The following is an 11,164-nucleotide window of genomic DNA, read 5'->3' on the forward strand; positions in this document are numbered from 1 at the left end:
TCAAGCCTTGCTTTTCTATGGTAAAATAAAATGTAAAAAGTCATAGGATGGCCATCCGAAAGAAAAGAATCATGGATGGGTCGGAAGGAGTTTTACTGATGGGAAGAGGATTGCATGTAGCTGTAGTTGGAGCGACTGGAGCTGTCGGTCAACAAATGTTAAAAACACTAGCTGACAGAGATTTTGAAATGGATACACTGACTCTACTATCCTCAAAACGTTCTGCTGGAACAAAAGTGACATTCAGAGGTCAAGAGTATACCGTACAGGAAGCAACACCTGAAAGCTTTGAAGGAGTGAACATTGCATTATTCAGTGCTGGAGGAAATGTTTCCAAGGTGCTAGCTCCTGAAGCGGTCAAACGAGGTGCGATTGTTGTAGACAACACAAGTGCTTTCCGTATGGACGAAAACATCCCTCTTGTCGTACCAGAGGTAAACGAAAAAGACTTGCATGACCATAAAGGAATCATTGCAAACCCTAACTGTTCAACGATTCAAATGGTAGCGGCATTAGAACCGCTTCGTCAGGCGTATGGCATGAAAAAAGTCATCGTGTCCACTTACCAAGCCGTATCAGGTGCAGGACATGAAGCCATTGACGAGCTATATAACCAATCACAAGCCATTTTAAATAAAGAAGATGTGAAGCCGGAAGTCATGCCTTATCAAATTGCATTTAATGCGATTCCGCAAATTGATAAATTCCAAGACAATGGCTACACATTTGAAGAAATGAAAATGATCAACGAAACGAAAAAAATCATGCATATGCCAGAGCTGGAAGTAGCGGCAACATGTGTGAGACTTCCAATTGAAACAGGACATTCAGAATCTGTTTACGTCGAACTAGAATCAAACGACGCAACAGTTGAAGACGTCAAGTCCATTCTAAAAGATGCTCCAGGCATTACACTGCAAGATGATCCGTCTCAGCAAATTTATCCAATGCCTGCAGATGCTGTTGGGAAAAACGACGTATTTGTCGGCCGCATTCGGAAAGATTTGGACCGTCCAAACGGGTTCCATATGTGGATTGTATCTGATAACCTGCTAAAAGGCGCTGCATGGAACTCCGTTCAAATTGCAGAAAGCTTAAAAGCATTAAAATTAGTTTAACATTCAATGGATGATGAGGACGAACAGAAGAGAGTTAGGCATCTTTCGCCTGCTCTCTTCTGTTACGTCAGAATGAACTTGGAGTGAAAACAGTGAAAATAATTGTCCAAAAATTTGGCGGTACATCTGTCAAAGATGATCAAGGTAGAAAAAGGGCACTTGCACATATCTTATCGGCAAAAGAGAAAGGCTATAAGTCGGTTGTCGTCGTATCTGCAATGGGACGAAAAGGCGATCCTTATGCGACAGATACGCTGCTTGGTCTGCTATACGGCAGCGCGCAGCATATGACAAATCGAGAAAAAGACTTGCTCGTTTCCTGCGGAGAGAATATTTCAGCTGTTGTGTTTTCAAGTATGCTGAATGAAAACGGGCTAAAAGCTGTAGCGATGACAGGCGCACAGGCTGGTTTTGTGACAGATAAGGAACATACGAGTGCGAAAATTATTGATATGAAGTGCGAACGTCTCGAGGCGGCACTATCTGAACATGATGTAGTCGTTGTTGCTGGGTTCCAAGGAGCCGCGAAAAATGGAGACGTGACCACAATTGGACGAGGCGGCAGTGATACGTCCGCAGCCGCTTTAGGTGCTGCATTGCAGGCAGACTTTATTGATATTTTTACAGATGTAGAAGGCGTCATGACGGCAGATCCCCGCATTGTTGAAAATGCAAAGCCGCTCAGAGTCGTGACATATACAGAAATTTGCAACCTTGCATATCAAGGAGCAAAAGTCATTCACCCGAGAGCTGTCGAAATTGCGATGCAAGCAAAAGTACCAATGAGGGTTCGTTCAACATACTCTGATGAAGAGGGCACACTTGTCACGTCACACTACTCAGATAAAATGAGCCATGATGTGTACGACCGCCTCATTACGGGTATTGCACATGTCAATGATGTGACGCAAATCAAAGTCCCGGCAAAAGAAGGGCAATACAGCGTCCAAACAGAGGTCTTTAAAGCAATGGCTAATGCACAAATCAGTGTCGATTTCTTCAACATTACACCGAGTGAGATTGTGTATACCGTGACAGGTGCAATGACTGAAAAGGCAACCTCGATCCTAAAAGATCTTGGTTATACGCCAATTGTCACAACAAATTGTGCGAAAGTATCAGCTGTTGGCGCAGGTATCATGGGTGTACCAGGTGTCACATCTAAAATTGTATCGGCTCTATCCGAGCAAAACATTCCGATTTTACAATCGGCTGACAGCCATACGACCATTTGGGTGCTAGTGAACGAAGAAAACATGAGAGCAGCTGTCAATGCCCTGCACGAAGTGTTTGAACTTTCAAGATAAATGTGATTGAATCATGATGAGGTGAAAAAAATGAATTTCGGAAATATCGCAACAGCTATGATTACACCTTTTGATAAAAAGGGCAACATTGATTTCCAAAAGCTATCAATTCTCATTGATTACTTGTTAAAAAACGGCAGTGACTCGTTAGTCGTTGCAGGGACAACAGGCGAATCGCCAACTTTATCGACTGAAGAAAAAGTCGCTCTTTTTCAGCAATCGGTAAAATTAGCAAATGGTCGTTGTAAAATCATTGCAGGAACAGGCAGTAATAATACAAATGCGTCTATCAAACTAACGAAAAAAGCAGAAGAAGCGGGCGTTGATGCAGTGATGCTTGTCGTACCTTACTACAACAAGCCATCACAGGAAGGCATGTATGCACACTTTAAAGCCATTGCCGAGTCTACATCTCTTCCTGTCATGCTTTACAATGTACCAGGGAGAACGGTTGCGTCATTAGCCCCAGAAACAACCATTAAGCTTGCACAAATACCTAACATTGTCGCGATCAAAGAAGCAAGCGGTGATCTTGATGCCATGACAAAAATCATAGCAGAGACACCAGAAGATTTCGATGTCTATTCAGGTGACGACAGCTTAACACTTCCAGCTGTATCTGTTGGTGCAAAAGGAGTGGTCTCTGTGGCGTCTCATATCGTAGGGCTTGATATGCAGCAAATGCTGAAAAGCTATGCTTCAGGTCAAACGGCCAATGCCGCATTAATCCATCAAAAGCTGCTCCCAATCATGAAACAGCTTTTCACAGCGCCAAATCCAACGCCTGTCAAAACAGCTCTTCAGCTGAAAGGACTAGATGTCGGATCGGTTCGTCTTCCGCTTTTACCTTTGTCAGAAGAAGAGAGACTGGATTTAAGCAGCGTCTTAAACAGCTGATCAAAACAAAAGATTTCGTAAGCGGTCATTCTCAGATGTCCCTGAGTATGACCGTTTTTTATACATAAACACTTTCTTAAAATGTGACTTCATCTTGTTTTCTAAAATTAGATTCAGTTATAATAGCATTAAGCGATGATGGACGGGCTTGAGACTAGGAGGAAAAGAATTTTGAAAAAGAAAAATACAGAGAACGTAAGAATTATTGCACTGGGAGGCGTTGGAGAAATCGGAAAAAACTTATATGTCATTGAAATTGATTCGGACATATATGTGGTAGATGCAGGCTTGATGCATCCAGAAAACGAAATGCTAGGCATTGACGTCGTCATTCCTGATATCTCTTATTTAACAGAACGTGCTGATCGGGTGAAAGCAATCTTTCTTACCCACGGACATGATGAAGCAATCGGAGGCGTATTCCATTGCTTAAGCAAATTGTCTGTACCAGTTTACGGAACGAAGCTGACCCTTGCGTTACTTCGAGAAAAATTAAAACAGTATGGCTTCAATCAAAAAGCTGACTTGCGTGAGGTACATGCAAAATCAGTCATTACGTTTGAAACAACAAAGGTATCATTCTTTAGAACGAATCACAGCATCCCTGATTCAGTTGGGATCAGCTTCAAAACCTCTCTTGGTTCAATCGTATGCACAGGTGATTTTAAATTTGATCAAACCCCAGCGCTTAACCAAGCCTGTGACATCGGAGAGATTGCGAAAATTGGAAACAATGGCGTTTTAGCACTTCTTTCAGACAGTGCCAATGCTGAAAAACCAGGTTATACACCTTCTGAGGCGCTCGTCCAAGACGAAATCTCAAATGCGATGTACAATGCTGAAAATCGTGTCATTGTGGCTGTATCTTCATCTAACATTAACCGAGTGCAGCAGATCATTAATGCAACAAATCAAAATGGCCGTAAGCTTGCGGTAGCAGGAAAGAATATGATGACGACTCTACAGCTGGCGATCAAACTTGGTTATGTCACAGCAGACGAAGAATTATTTGTACCAGTTCAAGAAGTGAAGAAAATGGCGAAAAACGATGTGGTCGTTCTGACAGCTGGAAGCCACGGAGAGCCTCTTGCTGCGTTAACAAAAATGGCGAAACAAAATCACAAACAGCTTCATATTGAAAAAGATGACACGGTTGTGATTGCATCTACACCTCTTCCTGGACAAGAACTCACCTATTCAAAAACAGTGGATTTCCTTACAAGAAGCGGCGCACAAGTCATTTTTGCGCAAAAACGTGTGCATGTTTCTGGACATGGCTGCCAAGAAGAGTTAAAGCTCATGCTGAACTTACTAAAGCCGAAGTATTTAATTCCGGTGAATGGCGAATATCGTATGCAAAAAGCACATTCTCGTGTTGCTGAAGAAGTGGGAATGAAACGCAGTGACATTTTCTTGATTGATAAAGGGGATGTTGTGGAGTTTAGAGGACAGAACGTCAAGATTGGTGAAAAAGTTCACCAAGGCAATATTTTGATCGATGGTCTTGGCGTTGGTGATATCGGAAACATTGTGTTACGCGATAGACGCCTATTGTCTCAAGATGGTATCTTAATTGTCGTCATTACACTTGATAAACAAAAGAAACAATTAATTTCTGGACCTGAAATTATTACAAGAGGGTTTGTGTATGTCAGAGAATCTGAAGAGCTGATTGTGAAAGCGACAGAAATGGTCAAAGGGATTGTCAAAGAGCAAACGGAAAACTCAATTGTTGAATGGTCAACATTGAAACAATCCATGCGCGACGTACTCAATCAATTCCTATATGAAAAAACAAAACGTAAGCCGATGATCATTCCAATTATTATGGAAGTATGATGAAAAAGCCCAAGGTGCATAAGCTCTTTGGGCTTTTTTGATGTGGCGTGAGGAATGCGGATTGAATACGGCCTTCTTGTTCATAATAGGAGGAGAGTTTGAGGAAAGGATGGAGACAAATGGACGAAAAAAATGAACAGCAGCCTGAGCGAAAGCCAGAAGAAAAAGACAGCATTATGAGCAAAATACAGCAGCTTGGTGAAACAGCCATACCACAGCTGCCGCAAGATACAAATATCCATTGCCTTACCATTATTGGACAAATTGAAGGCCACATGCAGCTTCCACCACAAAATAAAACAACCAAATACGAGCATGTCATACCGCAAATCGTAGCAGTAGAGCAAAATCCAAAAATTGAAGGGCTTTTGATCATCTTAAATACAGTAGGCGGCGATGTAGAAGCGGGACTAGCGATTGCAGAAATGCTTGCATCTTTATCAAAACCGACTGTATCGATTGTACTTGGCGGCGGCCACTCTATTGGTGTCCCGATTGCTGTATCGTGTGACTATTCCTATATTGCGGAAACAGCCACGATGACCATTCATCCTGTGCGTTTAACTGGTCTTGTGATTGGTGTCCCGCAAACCTTTGAATACTTAGATAAAATGCAGGAAAGAGTCATTAACTTTGTGACAAGCCACTCCAATATTACAGAAGAGAAGTTCAAAGAGCTCATGTTCTCAAAAGGCAATTTGACAAGAGACATTGGAACAAATGTTGTTGGTCATGAGGCAGCAGAATACGGACTTATGAATGAAGTAGGCGGTGTAGGACAAGCGATTAAAAAGTTGAACGAGCTGATTGGAGAAAGGGCATCTCAAAACGAGGGGCTGATCCAATGATTTTATACACACCTATGCCATATGAAGCCATTTACGCGGAGGAACAAGGAGACCGGAAACTTCAGCAGGTAAACATCCAAGGCGTGCCAGTTATGGTTGAAATGAAAGAGGATGAAGCAGAAATCGTTCAAGTCATGAGCACCAACCCAATGGACTTTCTGAATCAAGAGCTTGCACCAGGCAAGCGATTGAAGTTACAATTAGGCTCCAATCAAACCGACTCATATGAATGATTCTATGCTATAATAAAGGGAAAACTTACAACAAGATGCAGCAGCCAAAACCAGGCTGCTTTCTTTCTGATCTTTCGGTAGGTTATATTTTCTTTCGTAGTAAGGTGATGAGTATGGCTAAAAAGAGAAAACGGAAAACGAGAAAAAAACAAAATAAACAGCTAAAACTGAAATATGAATTAAATGGGTTAGTCTGTATTGCCATAGCGATCATCGCCATTTTACAGCTAGGCGTCGTAGGACAAACCTTCGTACATTTATTCCGATTTTTTGCAGGTGAATGGTTCATTCTCTGCCTTATCGGATTATTTCTTTTTGGCGTGACCATCTTCTGGAAAAAACAAATCCCAGATATGTTGACAAGGAGAAAGGCAGGGCTATACTGCATCATTGCGAGTATCTTGCTTTTGTCTCATGTGAAGCTTTTTCAGCACCTTTCATCTGCGGGTGCGATAGGCTCTCAAAGTGTGATTAGAAATACATTTGAGCTTTTCTTGATGGACATGAAAGGTGAGACGGGGTCGCCTGATTTAGGAGGCGGCATGATCGGTGCCGTATTATTTGCTGCTTCTTATTTCTTATTTGCACAAGCAGGCTCTCAAATCATGGCAATCGTTCTGATGCTGATTGGAATTGTTCTGATTACAAATCGATCTCTTCAAGAAATGGTGAAAAAAGTGACGCTGCCTGTCTCGCAATTTATGGTGAAGCAGTGGAAAGCGTTTGTTGAAGATATGAAAGGAATCAGGCAGGCGAAAAAGAGCGCGCCCTCTCAGAAAACGGTCGAAAAGAAAAAACGGTCTCGTATTCAAGAAGAGGACGAAGATGATCAGATCTTAATGGAAGAGGAAACACCGGTGCCTGACAATAGTCAGCCGATTATCTCAAGCTTTGCTGACAGAGATGACATTCTCACACCGCTCGTTCAAAAAGAGCAGACGGCAAAAGAGACTTCACCTCTTCAAGAATCTGTGCAAAGTACGCCGGTTCCATCAGATTCAGCTGATGAACCAAAAGAGGCGCCGCCGATGACGTTTACGGAACTTGAAAACAAAGATTACGAATTGCCGTCACTGGATATTTTGGCAGAGCCGCAGCACTCAGGGCAGCAAACAGACAAGAAAAATATATACGAAAATGCAAGAAAGCTTGAAAAAACGTTTCAAAGCTTTGGCGTCAAAGCAAAAGTCACACAGGTTCACTTAGGACCAGCCGTTACCAAATATGAGGTCTATCCAGATGTCGGCGTGAAGGTAAGTAAAATCGTCAATCTAAGTGATGACTTAGCCCTTGCTCTCGCAGCAAAAGATATTCGGATTGAGGCGCCGATTCCTGGTAAATCAGCCATCGGTATTGAGGTTCCGAATGCAGAAATTGCGATGGTTTCTTTAAAAGAGGTATTAGAATCGAAGCAAAATGACCGTCCAAATGCCAAGCTACTGATTGGACTCGGCCGCAATATTTCGGGTGAAGCCGTTCTGGCTGAAATGAACAAAATGCCGCATTTACTTGTAGCAGGTTCGACTGGAAGCGGAAAAAGTGTGTGTATCAATGGCATTATCACAAGTATTCTGATGAGAGCGAAACCTCATGAAGTGAAAATGATGATGATTGATCCGAAAATGGTTGAACTAAATGTGTATAATGGCATTCCGCATTTGCTCGCTCCCGTTGTAACGGACCCTAAGAAAGCCTCACAGGCACTGAAAAAAGTCGTCAGTGAAATGGAACGCCGCTATGAATTATTTTCTCATACGGGGACAAGAAATATTGAAGGGTACAATGATTACATTAAACGAATGAATCAATCAGAAGAGGCGAAACAGCCAGAACTTCCTTATATTGTTGTCATTGTAGACGAGCTTGCAGATTTAATGATGGTCGCTTCCTCTGATGTGGAAGATTCGATTACAAGACTTTCGCAAATGGCTCGTGCAGCCGGAATTCATTTAATTATTGCCACACAAAGACCTTCTGTCGATGTCATTACAGGTGTCATTAAAGCCAACATCCCATCTCGCATTGCCTTTAGCGTGTCCTCGCAAACCGATTCAAGGACGATCCTTGATATGGGGGGCGCAGAAAAACTGCTCGGCAGAGGGGATATGCTGTTTCTACCAGTTGGAGCAAACAAACCAGTTCGTGTGCAGGGCGCCTTTTTATCAGATGAAGAAGTAGAACATGTCGTTGATCATGTGATCACTCAGCAAAAAGCACAATATCAAGAAGAAATGATTCCAACTGAAGAAACACAGGATCAGCTTACAGCTGTGGATGACGATTTATATGATGAAGCAGTGGAACTCATCATCGGCATGCAGACGGCTTCTGTCTCTATGCTTCAAAGAAGATTCCGTATCGGCTATACCCGGGCCGCCCGCCTGATTGACGCAATGGAAGAGCGAGGCGTTGTCGGTCCTTATGAAGGAAGTAAACCGAGAGAAGTCCTGCTTTCAAAAGAACAATATGACGAGCTCTCTTCATAAAACGAAGAGAGCTTTCTAAAAAAAGTGAACGATAGTATGATTATGTTAACTGGAAGTCAGACTATTTATTTATTTGCAAAAACATGATATAGTTATGTTCAACTTATCTCGGAATAGAGATTTCTCATCTTATCATTTGCATTGATTAGACGGAGGGAAAACATGTCGACCAAAACAGACAATCGCCATTTATATTTGAAAGTGATTGACCGTATTAAAGAAGATATACAATCAGGCGTATATGCCGAAAAAGAGAAACTACCTTCTGAATTTGAGCTCTCAAAGCTTTTAGGCGTGAGCAGAGCGACACTGCGTGAAGCCCTTCGTATATTAGAAGAAGAGAAATATTTAATTAGAAGGCATGGTGTGGGTACGTTCGTCAACACAAGACCACTCTTTTCAACAGGCATAGAACAGCTGGCAAGTGTCACGAAAATGATAGAGCAGGTCAATATGACGCCTGGTACCATCTTTTTATCCTCGCAAGAAGGGGAGCCAACAGAGAATGATGTGATTCGTTTTCAGTGTGATGAATCTGATGAGATTTTTTCAATGGAGCGCGTTCGAACGGCCGATGGACAGCCCGTGGTTTACTGTTTAGATAAAATTCCGGTCAAGCATCTTCCTGCATCTTTTACCCATGAAGAAGAGTCTCTTTTTGAGCTGTTTGGAAGAGAACCACACAGCGGGATTAAATATGCAGTTGCTGACATTGAACCAATCGGCTACCACGATCAGGTTTCACCGATACTAGAATGTGACCCTGAAACAGCATTATTATTACTGAAACAAATACACTATGATCAGGATGATCAGCCGGTCTTATACTCGCTAAATTATTTTCGAGCGGATAAATTCAGCTTTCATGTGATACGTAAACGATTTTAACGAGCAGTCGCTTTCATAAGCGGTTGCTTTTTGTTTGCCCATACATAATACCCGTAAAACTTGCCACACTAATACGTAACAGTATATAGAATTGGGTGAATGATGTTGGGCGAGAAAACAGTCAGTAAAAAGAATATTATTGCATTATCATCAGTGCCTTTAATCATGACACTTGGGAACTCGATGCTCATTCCCGTATTGCCACAGATAGAAAAGACACTTTCCATTACTTCCTTTCAAGTCTCCCTCATTATTACGGTATACTCCGTTGTCGCGATCTTATGTATTCCGATCGCCGGCTATTTATCAGATCGAATCGGGCGAAAAAAGGTACTCCTGCCGTGTCTGTTAATCGCAGGACTTGGAGGGGCTGTGGCAGCAGTTGCCTCAACGATCATGAAAGAACCGTACATGTGGATTCTATTTGGCAGGGTCCTTCAAGGTGTTGGCTCAGCCGGGGCAGCGCCTGTCGTGATGCCGTTTATTGGAGATTTGTTTCATGATGATGAAGAAGTCAGTGCGGGACTAGGCGCCATTGAAACCTCTAACACAGCTGGAAAGGTATTGAGCCCGATTATTGGGGCGCTTTTGGCTTCATGGTTTTGGTTTGTGCCGTTTTGGTTTATTCCGTTCTTCTCAATCATCAGCTTTCTCATGGTACTGTTCATGGTAGAATCCGCGAAAAAAGAGGAGGACCCGCCTTCATTTAAAGAATTTTTAAAATCAACAAAGACCATATTTAAGCATGAAGGACGCTGGCTGTATGCCATTTTTGCAATTGGCGGTTTTATTATGTTTCTTCTTTTTGGTGTGCTTTTTTACTTATCTGATAACCTAGAGGCAGCTTATCAAATTAAGGGTGTCAAAAAAGGGCTCCTGCTTAGCATTCCGCTCCTTTTTCTATCCATCAGCTCATACGTTGCTGGGAAAACGATTGGAAAAGAAAAAGGGAAAATGAGAATCTTTTTAATCGTAGGCATGGCCTTGTTATCACTTTCCTATATGTTTTTATGGTGGAATCACAGCTTTTACGTATTGTTTACCTGCTTAAGCATTGGTGGTGTTGGCATCGGTATTGTCCTGCCTGCACTTGATGCCCTGATCACAGAAGGAATTGAAAAAGAGCAGTGCGGAACCATTACGTCGTTTTACAGCAGTATGCGTTTTATCGGTGTCGCTTTAGGACCTCCGATTTACGCTTATCTCATGGATAAAGGGGACTCCATCGTTTTTATTCTCTCGACCATTTGCAGTCTTATTTCTCTATTTTTGGTCATCTTCTTCATCCAGCCAGATGAAGAAGATGAAAGTGAACAATTAAAAACGGTTTAATCTAGAAAAAAGACGGTATTTTGCCATCTTTTTTCTTTTTTATAAATTGACATGTAAAATTTTGATAGTTAAACTAATGTATAGTAATATCTTTTAAATTATTCCAAGCGGGAGGTGTTCAAAAACATTCATTTTCTGTCCTTCTTTAGGCAGAAATTGAGTTCGCGTGGTGATGATGAATGTGTGTTTCTTCAACACGAAAAGACAATTGAATAG

Annotated in this window: 9 protein-coding genes; all 9 read left to right on the top strand. The window is 42.0% G+C overall.

Translation table 11 applies throughout. The features are described from left to right. Nucleotides 1-98 precede the first annotated feature (98 nt). Complete coding sequence (gene asd / locus MKY18_RS08185; protein WP_044141875.1) at nt 99-1,118, top strand: aspartate-semialdehyde dehydrogenase; 1,020 nt, start codon at nt 99-101, stop codon at nt 1,116-1,118. A gap of 92 nt (nt 1,119-1,210) precedes the next feature. Further along, the gene (dapG, locus tag MKY18_RS08190; protein WP_012010005.1) at nt 1,211-2,425 is read left to right on the top strand and encodes an aspartate kinase; all 1,215 of its coding nucleotides are present in this window, start codon (nt 1,211-1,213) and stop codon (nt 2,423-2,425) included. 30 nt (nt 2,426-2,455) lie between these two features. Continuing rightward, a complete protein-coding gene (gene dapA / locus MKY18_RS08195) occupies nt 2,456-3,322 on the top strand; it encodes a 4-hydroxy-tetrahydrodipicolinate synthase (protein WP_044142095.1) in 867 nt (288 codons plus the stop codon). Nucleotides 3,323-3,493: 171 nt separating this feature from the next. Next, the gene (gene rnjB / locus MKY18_RS08200) at nt 3,494-5,161 is read left to right on the top strand and encodes a ribonuclease J2 (protein ID WP_003212233.1); all 1,668 of its coding nucleotides are present in this window, start codon (nt 3,494-3,496) and stop codon (nt 5,159-5,161) included. A gap of 119 nt (nt 5,162-5,280) precedes the next feature. Beyond that, complete coding sequence (locus MKY18_RS08205) at nt 5,281-6,009, top strand: ClpP family protease (RefSeq protein WP_003212436.1); 729 nt, start codon at nt 5,281-5,283, stop codon at nt 6,007-6,009. Further along, a complete protein-coding gene (locus MKY18_RS08210; protein ID WP_003211099.1) occupies nt 6,006-6,242 on the top strand; it encodes a YlzJ-like family protein in 237 nt (78 codons plus the stop codon). The genes MKY18_RS08205 and MKY18_RS08210 overlap by 4 nt, the downstream gene beginning before the upstream one ends. Before the next feature lie 113 nt (nt 6,243-6,355). Beyond that, on the top strand, nt 6,356-8,728 hold the full coding sequence (locus tag MKY18_RS08215; RefSeq protein WP_044141872.1) for a DNA translocase FtsK: 2,373 nt from the start codon (nt 6,356-6,358) through the stop codon (nt 8,726-8,728). A gap of 162 nt (nt 8,729-8,890) precedes the next feature. Further along, a complete protein-coding gene (locus tag MKY18_RS08220; protein ID WP_003211791.1) occupies nt 8,891-9,616 on the top strand; it encodes a GntR family transcriptional regulator in 726 nt (241 codons plus the stop codon). Nucleotides 9,617-9,715: 99 nt separating this feature from the next. Beyond that, nucleotides 9,716-10,948, top strand: a complete 1,233-nt coding sequence (locus MKY18_RS08225) for an MFS transporter (RefSeq protein WP_185107272.1) — start codon at nt 9,716-9,718, stop codon at nt 10,946-10,948. The last annotated feature ends 216 nt before the right edge of the window (nt 10,949-11,164 follow it).

This window comes from Bacillus sp. FSL R7-0672, from assembly GCF_038601465.1.
Taxonomy (GTDB): Bacteria; Bacillota; Bacilli; order Bacillales; family Bacillaceae; genus Bacillus; species Bacillus pumilus.

Excerpts from the sequence above, each read along its gene's own strand:
- MKY18_RS08205 (WP_003212436.1), top strand. The coding sequence starts at position 5,281 with ATGGACGAAAAAAATGAACAGCAGCCTGAGCGAAAGCCAGAAGAAAAA.
- MKY18_RS08215 (WP_044141872.1), top strand. The coding sequence starts at position 6,356 with ATGGCTAAAAAGAGAAAACGGAAAACGAGAAAAAAACAAAATAAACAG.
- asd (WP_044141875.1), top strand. The coding sequence starts at position 99 with ATGGGAAGAGGATTGCATGTAGCTGTAGTTGGAGCGACTGGAGCTGTC.
- MKY18_RS08210 (WP_003211099.1), top strand. The coding sequence starts at position 6,006 with ATGATTTTATACACACCTATGCCATATGAAGCCATTTACGCGGAGGAA.
- MKY18_RS08225 (WP_185107272.1), top strand. The coding sequence starts at position 9,716 with ATGATGTTGGGCGAGAAAACAGTCAGTAAAAAGAATATTATTGCATTA.
- dapA (WP_044142095.1), top strand. The coding sequence starts at position 2,456 with ATGAATTTCGGAAATATCGCAACAGCTATGATTACACCTTTTGATAAA.
- MKY18_RS08220 (WP_003211791.1), top strand. The coding sequence starts at position 8,891 with ATGTCGACCAAAACAGACAATCGCCATTTATATTTGAAAGTGATTGAC.